Here is a 15,157-nt window from a genome sequence, read left to right on the forward strand (position 1 = left end):
GGTCGGGGGCGTGGCGTTGCTGGCTTCCGGCAGTGCGATGGCGGGGCATGTCGACCTGTCGGTCGGCATCGGCGTACCGGTCGCACCGGTCTATGTCGAGCCGGCGCCGGTCTATGTGGCGCCGCAGCCGGCCGTGGTCGCCTATCCGGGCTATGGATACGGCTACTACGGCGACGAGGACGACGATCGCTATCGCAAGTGGCGCAAGCACTATTACAAGCATTGGCACCGGCACCACGGCGACGACGATGACGATTGAGCCCGAGGCCAGCCCCGCCGGCGCGCATCAGAACGCGTAGTCGGGGTTTTTCGGGTCGAATGCGGTGTCGTCGAGCGTCGCCGGCGCGATTTTCTCGATGACGATCCGCTCGAAGATCTTGCCGTCGTTGTCATAGGACTCGACGGTCCGGAAATAGGGCGCGTGCAGATCGAGCCCGAGGACTTCCTTCTTCGCGTAGAACTGCGGCCGGCCGGTCGGTGTCTCGTAGGTGAGCGCGACGACGCGCACGCCGCCGATCGTCCTGGCCTCCACATCGGTCGGCCGCTGCACGCCGGCTTCCACGTATTTCTTCCCTTCGGTCAGGTACAGGTTCGTGATGAACTCGGTACCGAGATCCTTCACCTGGTGATTCGACTGCGCACGTGCGAGTGCGCCGTCGAGTGCCGTCCACAGCGGAATCTTGCCGAGCAGGCCGCCGAGGTGCCCGTACATCTCGTCCTTGCGCTGCGTCGTGTCGTAGATGGTCTCCTGTCCGGCATGTGCACCGCCCGGCAGCCATTTCGCATAGACGCGCAGCGGCTCGCGGGTGGTCTTCACGAGCATGCGGTCGGGCGTATCGGACCACTTTTCGCTGATGCGCTCCTGGCGCACCATCGTGAACTGGTACGACGGATAGCCGTTGGGGCCGTTACGGATATAGAGCGGCACGGCGAGCGGATCGAGTGCCTTGAAGAGCGCCGTGAGCGTCGCGTCGTCGAGTTGCGCGAGCGTGCCGCGCTGCGCGGCCGTGCGCAGCCAGCGCGCCTGCTGCGCGACCGGCTCGCGCGCGACCTTCGCGAGGTCCGCCGGCAGCGCGACGCCCGCGGCAGCGCTTGCGGCGTCGGCCGTTTCCTGTGCATGCAGGCCCGCCTGTCCGAGCGACAGCAGGCAGGCGACTGCCACGGCGGCGGCATGCCGCGCGTGGTGCTTCTTTCCTTCGTTCATCGACTGCGTCTCCCTGGGCGGCGGATCGTTCAACCTTGCTTCGCGGCCTTGATTTTGGCGAGTTCCTCGTCGCGCAGCGCACGGCGCAGGATCTTGCCGACGTTCGTCTGCGGCAGCGCGTCGCGGAACTCGACGAATTTCGGCATCTTGTAGCCGGTGAGGTTCTTGCGGCAGTGCGCGAGCACATCGTCGGTCGTCAGCGACGGGTCGCGGCGCACGACGAACACCTTGATCCGTTCGCCCTGTACCTCGTCCGGAATGCCGATCGCCGCGGCTTCGCTGATGCCCGGATGCATCACCAGCACTTCCTCGATCTCGTTCGGATACACGTTGAAGCCCGACACGAGGATCATGTCCTTCTTGCGGTCGATCAGGCGGATGAAGCCGCGTTCGTCCATCACGCCGATGTCGCCGGTGCTGAGCCATCCGTCGGCGTCGATCACCTTGGCCGTCTCGTCGGGGCGCTGCCAGTAGCCGCGCATCACCTGCGGGCCGTGCACGCACAGCTCGCCCGGCTCGCCGACGGGCGCCCAGGTGCCGTCCTCACGGCGAAAGCGCACGACGGTGGACGGCGCGGGCAGGCCGATCGAACCGCTGAACGCGGCCATGTCGTTCAGGTCGACGGGGTTCATCGTGACGATTGGCGAGCATTCGGTCAGGCCGTAGCCTTCGACCACCGGCCGGCCCGTCACCTGCTGGAAGCGCTCGGCGACCGCCCGCTGCATCGCCATCCCGCCCGCCATCGCGAGCTTCAGCTTCGAGAAATCGCGCTTGCGGAATTCCTCGTTGTCGAGGAACGCGTTGTACAGCGTGTTGATGCCGGTGATCCCGGTGAACGTCTCGTTGCGGATGATCTTCATCACCATCGTCATGTCGCGCGGGTTCGCGATCAGGATGTTGCGCCCGCCGAGCCCCATGAAGATGAATGCGTTCACCGTCAGCGAATAGATGTGATACAGCGGCAGCGGCGTGAGCACGGTTTCGACGTCGCCCGATACCTGGTCGGCGATCCAGGCCTTCGCCTGCAGCAGGTTCGCGATCAGGTTGCCATGCGTGAGCATCGCGCCTTTCGCGACGCCCGTCGTGCCGCCCGTGTATTGCAGGAATGCGAGGTCGTCGCGTGTCGTCTGCACGGGCTGCGGCTTGCTTCGCGCACCGAGCGCGAGGGCGGAGCGCAACCGGATGGCCTGCGGCAGGTGGTAGGCCGGCACGAGTTTCTTCACGTGCTTCAGCACGAAATTGATCAGGCGTCCTTTCGCATTGAAGCCGTCGGCGAGGAGGTCGCCGAGCGCGGTGACGACGATGTTCTTCACCTGCGTTTCCGGCAGCGCGTCCTGCAGCGTGCGCGCGAAATTCTCGAACACGACGATCGTCTGCGCGCCGCTGTCCTTCAACTGATGCGCGAGTTCGCGCACGGTATAGAGCGGATTGACGTTGACGACGATCGCACCGGCTTTCAGCGTGCCGAACAGCGCGACCGGGTACTGGAACGTGTTCGGCAGCATGATCGCGACGCGGTCGCCCGGTTTGACGCCGAGGCTTTGCAGATACGACGCGAACGCGTCGACTTTCTGCGCGAGCGTGCGATAGGTCATCGATGCGCCCGCGCTCACATAGGCGACGCGCTCGGCGAAGCGGCTCGTGCATTCGTCGAAGAACTGCACGAGCGATGCGTATTGCGTGACGTCGATGTCGTGCGGGACGCCGGGCGGATATGACGCGTACCAGATGCCGTCGGTGTTCGGCGGAACCTGGGCCGCTGCGGTTGCTGCGGAAGATGACATGACATGTCTCCGGTCTTTGCTCTCGGCGAAGGCCGGCGCTTCAGCGCCGGCCCGTGCCCCGTGCCGCACGGTCGATCGACGGGGCGCCTCGGCGCTCCGCATGACCGCGCGTTTCAATCAAATCGTGAACAGGAAGCCGCGCGTGGCCTCGCGCGCTCAGTTCGTGGAATGCAGCGTCGCCGTATCGGCGGCGGCCGCGCCCGACGACGGCAGCCCGAACGCTTCGCTTGCGCCTGCATCGTCGAGCACGGCCGCGAAGATCGACAGTTGCGCGCTGTCGGGCATCGGCGCTTTCAGCGCGGCGACGATCAGTGACGACAGCCGCGCGATCATCTGCACGTCGTTCATCGTGCGGCCTTGCGAGAACTCGTCGATCAGGCTTTCCGTTTCGGCGCCTGCGAGCGCGCCGGACAGTGCGCCGATCGCGAAGTGCAGCCGCCAGCCGAGCTCCGTGCGCGGCAGGTGCGGCAACGCGCGCTGGAACGCGTCGAAGAAGCGGCCCGCGACGCTTGCGTAGTGCGCGGTCAGGAAGTTGCGCACGAACGGCGACGGATCGGTGTACGCGCGGCCGATCAGCCGCAGGAACCCGGGCCCGCCGCGTTCGGGATTGCGCGATGCCTTCAGCGCGGGAATGAACATCGCGCCGAGCACGTGCTCGCAGGTGATGTGCGTGCCGAGTTGCGCATCGAAGCGGTCGAGGATACCGAGGCGTTCCTGGTTGAGCTGGTCGAGCCGGCGCGACAGCATCGCGTGGATCAACGCTTCCTTGCTGCCGAAGTGGTAGTTGACCGCGGCGAGGTTGACCGCCGCGCGCGAGGTGATCTGGCGCATCGACATCGCCTCGAAGCCATGCTCGATGAACAGGTCCTCGGCCGCATCGAGGATGCGCGCCTTCGTCCCGCCGGTCTGCCGAGTGCCGGATGACCGTGCCCCGGACGGCCGTCCCGCGGATGGCCGCCCCTCCTGACTTACTGCCATGTCCCGCCTCCCATGCCGGTCGCCCGGCCGCGAACTGGTGATTTGATTATCTGATTCAAACAGTCGTTTTTATTAAGATAAAAAAGGGCGAGCGGAGCGGGCAAGCGGGGAATCTGGACAAATTCCTCTAGTTCGATGTGCGAATGCGGAAAGTATCGCGCGCGCCTTCGACAGGGCGGGGCACGCGCGATGGTGCAATGCGGCAATGCGCGGGATCAGGCGACGGTGCTACGCGTATTGACCGATTGCGTCATGTCGATACCGCGCCGCTCGCGGCTGAACAGGATCAGCACGGCGATCACGACGGCGACGATGCCGGCCACGAGCGCGAGCGCGAAGCCGTAGTTGTTGTTGTGCGAAACGGCGAGCGAGGCCTGCATCGTCGCGTTGCCCGACGCGAGCAGGTTGCCGAGCTGATAGACGACGCCGGGGAAGGTCGCGCGGATCTCGTCGGGCGAGATCTCGTTCAGGTGAACCGGGATCACGCCCCACGCACCCTGCACCGAGATCTGCATCAGGAACGCCCCCGCGGCGAGGGCAACCGGGCCGCTCGAGAATGCCCACAGTGGCAGCACGGGCAGGGCGATCAATGCAGCGATGAAGATGGCACGACGCCGGCCGATCCGCTCCGAGATCGAGCCGAACGACAGGCCGCCGACGATGGCACCGATGTTCAGCACGATCGTGATCCAAGACACGGTATGGGGATCGAAATGATGCTGTTCGCGCAGGAACGTCGGATAGAGATCCTGCGTGCCGTGCGAGAAGAAGTTGAACGCGGTCATCAGCACGATCGCGTAGATCGTGAGCTTCCAGTTCTGCTGCAGCGTGGCCCCGAGGCTCGGGCGCGGGCGCTTCTCCATCTGCTTCCACGCCGGCGATTCGGGCACGTGGGCGCGCACGTACAGCACGAGCAGCGCGGGCAGCACGCCGACCATGAACATCCCGCGCCAGCCGATGTACTGGTAGAACAGGCCGAACACGACGGACGCGAGCAGGTAGCCGCTCGGATAGCCGGCCTGCAGCAGCCCCGACACGAAGCCGCGTGCATGGGTCGGCACGGTTTCCATCGTCAGCGCGGAGCCGACCCCCCATTCGCCGCCCATCGCGACGCCGAACAGCGCGCGCAGCACGAGCAGCGCGGTCAGGCTCGGCGCGAAACCCGATGCGAGCTCGAGCAGCGAGTAGCACGCGATGTTGACCATCAGGGTCGGGCGGCGGCCGAAGCGGTCGGCGAGCCGGCCGAAGATCAGCGCGCCTAGCGGACGCATCGCGAGTGTCAACGTGAGCGCGAACGCGACGGCGGGAATCGTCGATCCGAATTCGGCGGCGATGTCCTTCAGCACGAAGACCATCAGGAAGAAATCGAACGCATCGAGTGTCCAGCCCAGGTAGGCGGCGATCGTCACGTTGCGTTGTTCGCGGGTCCAGCTCATGTCCGAGGTCTCCTCGTTGGCTTGCGCGCTTACGATGTGCATGCGGATGCCGGCCGGCTTGCGCGCGGTGCGGGGGCATGGATCGAGTGTAGGCCGCGGCGCCCGGCGATGTGGGGCGCGATAACGCCGAATCGGGAATAATCCCTAGGAAATGAACTGTTTCGGATTCGGCAACGGCGTCGCGCGAAACCGGCGACAGGCATCTGTATCATTCCGGAAGGCCGTTTGTATCTGTTTTGTAATGCGTCCGGTGAGCATCGTCACCGAATCAGGAGTCCAGATGACTGAACCTTCCGCCGCCACGCTGCCCGTGCTCGAAACTGCGCGGCTGTGGCTGCGTCCGCGCGTACTGGCCGATCTCGACGCCTGCATCGCGATGGATCGCGATCCCGAGGTCACGCGGCACATCGCGGGCCCGTGGCACGATCCCGTCGAGCACCGTCGCTTCGTCACGCACCGGATCACGCGCGACTATCCGCCGGGCCTCGGCTACTGGTCGATCTTCGAGAAGGCCGCGCCCGATGCGTTCATCGGCTGGGTCCTGCTGATTCCGGACTATGCGGACGGCGCGCGCGACGTCGAGATCGGCTGGCGGCTGGTGCGTGAGACCTGGGGGCGCGGTATCGCGAGCGAGGCCGCGCAAGCCATCATGCGCCACGCGTTCGACACCGTGCGCCTGCCGCGCGTGATCGCCGATATCGCGGAAGCCAACAGCGGCTCGTTGAACGTCGCGCGCAAGCTCGGGATGCGCCGGGTGAGCGTCGTGCACGATGGCATTCCTTACATTCGACATCGTCTCGAACGCAACGACCTGCGCGCGTAGCGCAGCGTCTTGCGCAGGTACGGACGGTTGTCAGAGATCGTCAACCGGATGCGTATCGAGGTCATGACGTATTAACGGCTCGTGTGATCAGGAGTATCGTTGCCGGAATTTCGCAACATGGGGTACGACCATGGCACTCGGCAACGATGTTCACCTGATTCCCGTCAAGCTGGAAGATCTGCGGCCCACGCAGATGACGGTCGGCTATCGCGAAGTCAAGGCGAAGCGCAAGCACTGGAAGGGGCTCAGCAAGCGCGCGCGCAAGACCGCGATCGAATCGCACTGGTTCCCGGCCGTGCTCGGCCCGGGCGGGCTGCACTACATCACCGATCATCATCATCTCGGCCTCGCACTGATCGAGGAAGGCGAGGCGCGCGTGAACGCGATGCTGCTGAAGGACCTGTCGTGGCTCGACGACACGATCTTCTGGCGGATGATGGAACACAACCAGTGGGTGCATCCGTTCGGTGCGGACGGCACACGCCGCGACTACGCGAATCTGCCGAAGGCGCTGACGGGTCTCGTGGACGATCCGTACCGCAGCCTCGCCGGCGAACTGCGCACCGCGGGCGGCTACGCGAAGGACGCGACGCCGTTCAGCGAATTCCTGTGGGCCGACTACCTGCGCCAGCACGTGTCGCTCGACCAGATCCGCAAGAACTTCGCGAAGGCGCTCGATATCGCACTGCATCGCGCGCATGAGCAGGATGCACGCTATCTGCCCGGCTGGTCGGGCGTCATCGCCGTCAAACCCTGAGCACCTCATGACGACCGCCCCGATCCGCCCCGATGCCGGCCCGCAGCATGCCGAGCATTTCTCCGCGCTCGACGCGGTCGCGCCGCCGCCGACGCGGCGCATCGGCCTCGACGCGCTGGCCGGCCTGTCGATCGCGGGCCTGCTGATCCCCGAGGCGGTCGCGTACGCGGGGCTGGCCAACCTGCCGCCGCAGGCCGGTCTCATCGCGTTGCTGTCGGGGCTCGTCGTCTATGCGCTCACCGGCAGCAGCCGTTTCGCGATCGTATCGTCGACGTCGTCGTCGGCTGCCGTGCTCGCGGCGACCGTGCTCGCGGAGTCGGGAATGGCGCTTGCCGCGCAGCTCGCGCTGGCGGCGGCGCTCGTCGCGATGACGGGCGTGCTGTTCATCCTGGCGGGTGCCGCGCGGCTCGGCGGCATGTCGGATTTCGTCGCGCGGCCGGTGCTGCGCGGCTTCACGTTCGGCCTCGCGCTGACGATCGTCATCAAGCAGTTGCCGAAGATTCTCGCGATTTCCGTGCAGCACAGCGATGCGCCGCATGTCGCGCTCGACCTGATCAGCGGCGCGCCGCACGCGAATCTCGCGAGCGTCGTGCTCGGCGCGACCGCGCTGGCGTTGCTGTTCGCACTCGGGCGGAGCGCGCGGGTGCCCGCCACGCTCGTCGTGATCGTGCTGTCGATCGCGGCCGGTTATGCGGTCGACTGGCAGCGATACGGCATTGCGATCGTCGGCCACATCGACTTCCGGCATATCGAGTTCGGCCTGCCGACCCTCGACCGCAACGCATGGATGCAGACCGTCGAGCTTGCGTTCGCGCTGATGCTGATCCTGTATGCGGAGTCGTACGGATCGATCCGCAACTTCGCACTGAAGCACGGCGACAGCGTGTCGCCGAACCGCGACCTCGTCGCGCTCGGCTGCGCGAACCTCGTGTCGGGCCTGCTGCACGGGATGCCGGTCGGCGCCGGTTATTCGGCGACCTCGGCGAACGAAGCGGCCGGCGCGCAGTCGCGCTTTGCAGGCCTGTGGGCGGCGGGCGTGGTCGCGCTGATCGTGTGGCTGCTGCTGCCGCAGCTGGCGCGCACGCCGGAGCCCGTGCTCGCGGCGATCGTGATCTTCGCGGTCAGCCACTCGCTGCATCCGTCGGTATTCCGGCCGTACTGGGCCTGGCATCGCGACCGGCTCGTCGTGATCGCCGCGCTGCTCGCGGTGCTCGTGCTCGGTGTGCTGCACGGGCTGCTCGCGGCCATCGGCGTGAGCCTGCTGCTGACGCTGCGCAAGTTGTCCGAGCCGAACGTCAGCGTGCTCGGCAGGCTGCGCGACAGCCATGATTTCGTCGACGTAGCGAGCCACGCCGACGCGAAGCCGGTGCCGGGCGTGCTGATCGTGCGGCCCGAGGCGCAGCTGTTCTTCGCGAATGCGGACCGGATGTTGAACCGTGTGCGTGCGTTGATGAAAGCCGCGCCGGACACGCATACCGTGATGCTGAGCCTCGAGGAAACGCCGGATGTCGACGGCACGACGATCGAATCGTTGCGCACGTTTGCGGCCGAATGCGCGGCGCGCGGGTTGCGGCTCGCGCTCGTGCGGCTCAAGGTGCACACGCTGCATGCATTGCGCCGCGCGGCGGACGATACGCTTCACGACGATGCGATGTCCGAACTGAGCGTCGACGAGAGCCTGCAGCTGCTGCAGGCCGGGACGCCGCCGGACGGCAGCGGCGGAACGACCGCCGCGTGACGGGGCGGTGCGCCGGTACGTGCTATTGCGAGACTGCAGTATCGGCGGTGCGGTCGATCATGCCGGTCACCTCGGCCGCCGTCGGCGCATAGGCGCCTGCATGCGCACAGGCGACCGCCGCGCACGCGGCCGCGTAGCGCAGATGCTCGGCGGTTGACGCGTCGGGACGCGCCAGCTGGCTTGCGAGCCAGCCGCCGATGCTCGCGTCGCCGCAGCCGACGGTGTCGGCCACCTCGGTCGGGAATGCGGGCTGGAACAGCACGGTGTCGCGATTCAGGAGCTGCATGCCCGATGCGCCGCGCGTGACGAGCATCGTTGCATCGGGCGCCCACGTGCGCAGTTGCGCGAGCGCGGCGGCTTCATCGAGTTCCGGAAACAACCCGCGCAGATCCTCGTCGGACACCTTGATCCAGTCGGCGAGCCCGGCCAGCCGGCGCAGCGTGTCGCGATACGACGGCGCGGCCATTGGCGCACGGAAGTTCGGGTCGAACGAGATTCGCTTGCCGGCCGTCCGCGCGGCCTGCGCGACTTCGATCAGGCGCGCCGCGAGCGGCTCGCGCACGACGCCGAGCGAGCCGACGTGCACGATCTCGGCCGCATCGAGCGCACCGGTGGGCAGGTCCGCCGGATCGAACGCGAGATCGGCGCTGTTCTCGCCGATGAAGAAATAGTGGGGCGGCTGCTTCGACACGACCATCGCGAGCAGCGGCGCACGATCGACCTGCCGGATGAAGCGCAGGTCGAGCCCGGCGTCGGCACTCTTGCGCATCAGTTCGTCGCCGAAGATGTCGCGGCTGACCGTGCCGGCGAAGGCCGTCGGCACGCCGAGTCGCGCGCCGACGCGCGCGACGTTCCAGCATGAGCCGCCGGCGATGCTGTGCCAATGCTGCGCGTCGTCGCGGATGAAATCGGTCAGCGCTTCGCCGAATACGATCAGGCGGGGGAACGTCGTCGTCATGTCGAAACCTTGTGCCGTGGCGTTGCGCACGGCCGTACAGCGGTTGATCCGAAAAGGCGGGCAGTGCGGGGCCGTCGCGCATGGCGACACGGCCCCGCACCGCCCGATTGCGTGGGCGGACAGGCGGCGCGATCAGCGCGGCGAGCTCCAGCCCTTGTAGGTCTTCACGTTGTCGCGCGTGATGAGCGTCGGCTCGATCAGGATCATCGGATTGGCCGGCTTCTGGCCGTTCATGATCCCGTAGCCGACGTTGACCGCCTGCTGCGCCATGGCCCAGGGATCCTGGCTCGACGATGCCTGCACGAGCGTGTTGGACTTGAGCGCGACTTCGATGTCGGGTGCGCCGTCGACCGACGTGATCACGATGCCCGGCCGGTTCAGCTGCTTCGCGGCGAGGTCGCTGCCGATCGCCTGCGGGTCGTTGATCGTGAACACCGCGTCGAGCTTCGGAAAGCGCGTCAGGTAGCCTTGCATCGCATTCATCCCGCCTTCGCGCGAACCCTTGCCGTCCTGGTCGCTCGACAGCAGCTTGATGCCGGCGTTTTTCGCGAGCACGGCCTTGCAGCCGTTGACGCGATCGATCACGGCCGATACCTGCGGGCCGTTCTCGATGATCACGTTGCCCTTGCCGTTGAGTTTCTTCGCGATGTAGTCGCACGCGAGTTCGCCGGCTTTCACGTTGTTGGTCTGCACGGTCGCGTTTGCGCCGGCCGCGGCGACGTCGACCGCGACGACCGTGATGCCGGCCGCCTGCGCCTTCTTCACCGCCGGCTCGATCGCCTTCGGATCGGTCGCGTTGAGCAGGATCATGTCGACGTGCGCGGAGATGAAGTTGTCGATCTGCGTGAACTGCTTGTTCAGGTCGTAGTCGGCCGAGACGGCCGTGACCTTCGCATTCGGATTGAGCTGCCTGGCGCGTGCTTCGGCACCCTTGACGATCGTGACGAAATACGGATTGCCGAGCGACCCGACCGTGACGCCGATCGATTTGAGCGGCTTGTCGGCCGCGTGTGCGGCGGGCGCGCCGAAGGCGAGTGCGCAGGCGACGGCGGTCAGGGCGGCTTTGTGCTTGATCATGTCGTTGTGTCTCCGAATTGTTGGTGAACGGGCGCAGGCGAACCGGCCTGCGCCGCAAGGTTGAATCGACGGGAAGGGTCAGGTGCGTGCCGAGTCGCGCTGGCGATAGCGATCGAGCGCAACGGCGCCGATGATCACGAGCCCCTTGATGATGTACTGCCAGATGTCGGACACGCCGAGCAGTACGAGGCCGTTCGTCAGTACCGCGATGATCAGCGCACCGATCAGCGTGCCGACGATCGAGCCGACGCCGCCGACGAAGCTCGTGCCGCCGAGGATTACCGCGGCGATCGCGTCGAGTTCGTACGACTGGCCGAGCTGCAGGCCGTTCGCCGCATAAAGCCGCGCGGCCGACATCACCGCGCCGAGCCCGGCGAGCAGGCCCGACGCCGCATAGACGAACATCTGGATCGCCCGCACGTTGATGCCCGACAGTCGCGCGGCTTCCGGATTGCCGCCCACCGAATAGATGCGCATCCCGAGCACCGTGCGGCGCAGGATGAACCACGAGATCGCGATGACCGCGCACGCGATGACGACGAGCCAGGGCACACCGAGGATCGTGCCGTTGCCGATGAACGCGAACGGCAACTGCGGATTGAACACGGTGGTGTCGTTGCCGATCAGGCGCGCAACGCCGCGCACGGCCGTCATCGCGCCGAGCGTGACGATGAACGGCGGCAGGCGCAGGAACGAGATCAGGCCGCCGTTGATCGCGCCGAACACGAGGCCGACGACGAGCGCGAACGGTACGCCGAGCCAGCCCCAGCCCGGAATGGTCGACGCGAGCAGCGCCGCGACGGCCGCGGCGGCGAGCACCGAGCCGACCGACAGGTCGATGCCGCCCGTCAGGATCACGAAGGTCATGCCGGCGGCGAGCACGATGTTGATCGACGCCTGCTGCGTGACGATCGACAGGTTCTGCAGCGTGAAGAAGCCGTCGGTCAGGAAGCCGAAGCCGATGCACAGAACCAGCAGCACCGGCAGCATGCCGGCGGTGCGGATCAGCGACTGCATGCGGGCGCGGTGATCGGCGCCGCGCAACAGCGGCGTACGGTTGCCCACCGGATGGGCCGTCGCGGAAGCGAGGTTCCGCTGCTTGGTCGGGTTGATCATGTCGGTAACCTGAATGTAAGAATGGACTGAAAGGGCGGGCTCAGTGCGCGTCGGCGAGTTCGGCCTGCGAGCCGGTGGCGAGCGCGATGATGGCTTCCTGCGTGATGGGCGTATGCGTGTGGCCGCCGAGTTCGCCCGCGATCTCGCCTTCGCGCATCACGAGCACCCGGTCGGCGACGCCTATGATTTCCGGCAGTTCGCTCGAGATCACGATCACACCCACGCCGGCGCCGGCCAGTTCGTTGATGATCCGGTAGATCTCGGATTTCGCGCCGATGTCGACGCCGCGCGTCGGTTCGTCGAGGATCAGCACGCGCGGCTTCGTTTCGAGCAGGCGCGACAGCAGCACTTTCTGCTGGTTGCCGCCTGACAGCGCGCCGACGTTGACGTTCGCGTGGGGGACGCGGATCGACAGCGATGCAATCGCGTCGCGTGCACGTTCGGCGCCGCGCGCGAGGTCGAGCGCACCGAGCCGCGCATCGCGGTTGCATACCGAGATGTTGATGTTGTCGCGTACGCTCATGTCGAGGAACAGGCCCTGGCGCTTGCGGTCTTCGGTCAGATAGACGAGCCCGGCGTCGATCGCGTCGCGCGGCGAGTGCGCGCCAAACGTGCGTTCGCCCACCTTCACGTTGCCGCGCACGCGCGGTTCCGCGCCGAAGATCAGCCGCGCGAGCTCGGTGCGGCCGGCGCCGACGAGCCCCGCGATGCCGAGCACTTCGCCGGCGTGCAGGTCGAGGCTGCAGCCGCGCACGCGCGCGCCGTCGGCGATGTCGCGTACCGACAGCAGCAGGTGGCCGGGGTCGTACGGCGCGTGTTCCTTCTTGTAAAAGCCGGAGATGTCGCGGCCGACCATCATCGCGACAAGACGCTCGGCCGACAGCGACGCGCGCTCGAGCGTGCCGACATACGTGCCGTCGCGCAGCACCGACACACGATCGGACAACTCGTAGATCTCCGCCATCCGGTGGCTGATGTAGATGATCGCGAGACCTTCCTCGCGCAACTGGCGGATCAGGCGGAACAGGTGTTCGGTCTCGCGCGACGACAGCGGCGTGGTCGGCTCGTCCATCACGAGGATGCGTGCGCGGGTGTGCACGGCGCGCGCGATCTCGACGAGCTGCTGTTCCGCGATCGACAGCGTGCCGACGAGCGTGTCGGGCCCGAACGATGCGCCCAGGCGCGCGAGCACGTCCTCGCAGCCGCGTGCCATTGCCGCGCGGTCGATCGTGCCCCAGCGCCGGTTGCCGCGCCGCAATTCGCGGCCGATGTAGATGTTTTCCGCGACGCTCAGGTTCGGGGACAGGCACAGCTCCTGGTAGATCACCGCGACGCCAGCATCGCGTGCGGCAAGCGGGCCGTCGATGTCGATGCGTTCGCCGTCGATCAGGATCTCGCCGCCGGCGTCGGCGCGGTATGCGCCCGACAGGATCTTCATCAGCGTCGATTTGCCCGCGCCGTTTTCGCCCATCAGCGAGTGGATCTCGCCGGGATAGACGGTCAGGCTCACGTTGTCGAGCGCGCGCACGGCCGGGAACGTCTTGCTGATCCCGCGCATCTCGAGCAGCGGGCGAGGCGACTCAGATCGCGACATGGTTGACCTCCTGCGAATCGGTGCGGGCGCCCTTGAGGATGCCGGCCCGCGGGGAGAAGTTGAAATACATCGGCAGCGTGGCTGCGCCGATCGCGCCGGCGTCGGCACCGAACGTGCCGCGCACGAGCACCGGCGTGCCGCGTGCTTCGGGCGCGGTGGCCACGAGCGCGGCACGCAGGCGCGTTGTCACCGCGTCGAGCAGGCCAGCGTCGGTATCGGCGTCGAGCACGACCACCGGCGCATCGACCACACACAGCACCGCGCGCAACGCAGGGGCGAGCGCGTCGACGCAATCGTCGATCCATTCGTCGACGGCGGGCAGGCCGCGAGCGATGCAGGCTTCGAGATCGGCCCGGTTGTCGACCGTCTCGCCGTGATGGCGCAGATGGCGCACGAGCGCATGCAGCGACGCACGCGCGAGCAGGATGTCCCACGGGCCACGCGGCGGCGGCGCGGAAGCGAGCCGGCTCGGCGGCACGGGAATCACGGCGATGTCGCCCGCGTTGCCGGTCACGCCGCGCAGGCAGTCGCCGTCGATCGCGATGCCGCCGCCGATTGCCGGCCCGATGAACAGATAGACGAAGTCGTCGCACTGCCGGCCGTATCCGTAGAACAGCTCGGCGATCGCGGCTGCGTTGCCGTCGTTCTCGCCGAATACCGGAAGCGACAGCATGCGACCGAGGTCGCTGGCGAAATCGACGTCTTCCCATGCGCGGAACGTGTCGGGTGCGAGACCGAGTTCGCGCATCCACGCGCCGAGGTTGTAGGGCTGCGCGACACCGATGCCGGTCAGGCGGGCGCGCTCGTGGTCGGGGAGCAGGGCCTGCATCGCTTCGATGTCGTGGCGGACGATCTCGAGCACGTCGGCAGGCGGAGGCAGCAGCGTGTCGTGCGAGCGGCGGCCGAGCACGTCGCCCGCGAAGTTGACGAGCGCCGTTTCGATGCGCATCCGGTCGAGATGGACGCCGATGCCGAACGCGCCGCGCGGGTCGAGGCGAATCAGCGAAGCCGGCTGACCGCGCTGGCCTTCGGTGCGGCCCGCGAATTCGATCAGCTTCGCGTCGGCGAGCGATGTGATGATGCTGCCGACCGCCGTGCCCGTCATGTTCGCGAGGCGGGCGAGATCGGCCTTTGACGCGCTGCCTGCGCGGCGCAGCGTCTTCAGCAGCAGGCGCTCGTTGTAACGGCGCACGTTGGCCGAGTTGCTGCCCTGGCCGAAGTGCGGGCTTCTCATGGCGTCTCCTTCCATGGCGCGCCGTGCAGCGGCGCATTAAATAAATCACGTTGATTTATTTAACCGCGTGAACGCCGGCATGTCAGCCTAGGGAAATCCCGGTTTGAGGTGGAGGGCGGGGATGGTAGCTCGGGGCGTCCGGAATCGGGGATGGATCGCGGAAGGTCGGTCGTTCAGGCGGAGGGTGGCGTGGGTGGTGGCATGAACCCGGGCAGTGGGTTGTCGCCGGACTCGCAGCATGCTGCCGCTGTTTGCTTGCGCTGGCGGTGCAAATCGAAGCGGCTGGGTCTGCTCGAGAAGATGGGGGGAGGTTTTTCCGGAGCCGGAAATGAAAAAGGCCGGCTAGAAGCCGACCTTTTTAAAAACAGATGGTGCCCAGGAGAGGACTCGAACCTCCACGATGTTGCCACCGCTAGGACCTGAACCTAGTGCGTCTACCAATTCCGCCACCTGGGCAC

At 66.9% G+C, this 15,157-nt stretch carries 13 protein-coding genes and 1 tRNA gene; 4 read left to right on the forward strand and 10 right to left on the reverse strand.

Annotated features, from left to right (window positions below; translation table 11 throughout):
* The coding region (locus DPV79_RS40725) for a hypothetical protein (RefSeq protein WP_244321904.1) at positions 1 to 259 on the forward strand (259 nt) is incomplete at its 5' end.
* Positions 260 to 286: 27 nt separating this feature from the next.
* Here DPV79_RS40725 and DPV79_RS40730 read toward each other — a convergent pair.
* From DPV79_RS40730 to DPV79_RS40745, 4 genes are all read right to left on the reverse strand, one after another.
* On the reverse strand, positions 287 to 1,204 hold the full coding sequence (locus DPV79_RS40730) for a DUF1571 domain-containing protein (protein WP_113048097.1): 918 nt from the start codon (positions 1,202 to 1,204) through the stop codon (positions 287 to 289).
* Positions 1,205 to 1,233: 29 nt separating this feature from the next.
* Positions 1,234 to 2,988, reverse strand: a complete 1,755-nt coding sequence (locus tag DPV79_RS40735; protein WP_021161543.1) for a long-chain-fatty-acid--CoA ligase — start codon at positions 2,986 to 2,988, stop codon at positions 1,234 to 1,236.
* Positions 2,989 to 3,144: 156 nt separating this feature from the next.
* Entirely contained in the window at positions 3,145 to 3,966 is an 822-nt protein-coding gene (locus tag DPV79_RS40740) for a TetR/AcrR family transcriptional regulator (protein ID WP_021161544.1), read from the reverse strand.
* A 215-nt stretch (positions 3,967 to 4,181) separates the two neighbouring features.
* Positions 4,182 to 5,402, reverse strand: coding sequence for an MFS transporter (locus tag DPV79_RS40745; protein ID WP_042976429.1), 1,221 nt, complete (start codon positions 5,400 to 5,402; stop codon positions 4,182 to 4,184).
* Positions 5,403 to 5,682: 280 nt separating this feature from the next.
* Between DPV79_RS40745 and DPV79_RS40750 the strand changes: the two genes are divergently transcribed.
* The 3 genes from DPV79_RS40750 to DPV79_RS40760 all read left to right on the forward strand — a co-directional run bounded on the left by DPV79_RS40750 (position 5,683) and on the right by DPV79_RS40760 (position 8,720).
* Entirely contained in the window at positions 5,683 to 6,225 is a 543-nt protein-coding gene (locus tag DPV79_RS40750) for a GNAT family N-acetyltransferase (RefSeq protein WP_113048092.1), read from the forward strand.
* 130 nt (positions 6,226 to 6,355) lie between these two features.
* The gene (locus DPV79_RS40755) at positions 6,356 to 6,982 is read left to right on the forward strand and encodes a ParB-like protein (protein WP_113048093.1); all 627 of its coding nucleotides are present in this window, start codon (positions 6,356 to 6,358) and stop codon (positions 6,980 to 6,982) included.
* 7 nt (positions 6,983 to 6,989) lie between these two features.
* Entirely contained in the window at positions 6,990 to 8,720 is a 1,731-nt protein-coding gene (locus DPV79_RS40760) for a SulP family inorganic anion transporter (RefSeq protein WP_113048094.1), read from the forward strand.
* Between the two features lie 22 nt (positions 8,721 to 8,742).
* On the opposite strand, the gene DPV79_RS40765 is transcribed toward DPV79_RS40760, so the two are convergent.
* The 6 genes from DPV79_RS40765 to DPV79_RS40790 form a co-directional block, all read right to left on the reverse strand.
* The gene (locus DPV79_RS40765) at positions 8,743 to 9,678 is read right to left on the reverse strand and encodes a carbohydrate kinase family protein (protein ID WP_113048098.1); all 936 of its coding nucleotides are present in this window, start codon (positions 9,676 to 9,678) and stop codon (positions 8,743 to 8,745) included.
* Between the two features lie 132 nt (positions 9,679 to 9,810).
* On the reverse strand, positions 9,811 to 10,755 hold the full coding sequence (locus tag DPV79_RS40770; protein WP_059484278.1) for an ABC transporter substrate-binding protein: 945 nt from the start codon (positions 10,753 to 10,755) through the stop codon (positions 9,811 to 9,813).
* Between the two features lie 78 nt (positions 10,756 to 10,833).
* A complete protein-coding gene (locus DPV79_RS40775; RefSeq protein WP_021161550.1) occupies positions 10,834 to 11,871 on the reverse strand; it encodes an ABC transporter permease subunit in 1,038 nt (345 codons plus the stop codon).
* Between the two features lie 40 nt (positions 11,872 to 11,911).
* Positions 11,912 to 13,465 (reverse strand): sugar ABC transporter ATP-binding protein, encoded by a 1,554-nt coding sequence (locus DPV79_RS40780; protein ID WP_113048095.1) that lies wholly within the window; start codon positions 13,463 to 13,465, stop codon positions 11,912 to 11,914.
* Complete coding sequence (locus tag DPV79_RS40785) at positions 13,452 to 14,699, reverse strand: ROK family protein (protein WP_048020803.1); 1,248 nt, start codon at positions 14,697 to 14,699, stop codon at positions 13,452 to 13,454. Before DPV79_RS40785 ends, DPV79_RS40780 begins: the two co-directional genes overlap by 14 nt.
* Positions 14,700 to 15,068: 369 nt before the next feature.
* A tRNA-Leu gene (locus DPV79_RS40790) sits at positions 15,069 to 15,155 on the reverse strand.
* Positions 15,156 to 15,157: the final 2 nt, after the last annotated feature.

The sequence above is a fragment of the Burkholderia reimsis genome, assembly GCF_003294055.1.
GTDB classification, from domain to species: domain Bacteria; phylum Pseudomonadota; class Gammaproteobacteria; order Burkholderiales; family Burkholderiaceae; genus Burkholderia; species Burkholderia cepacia.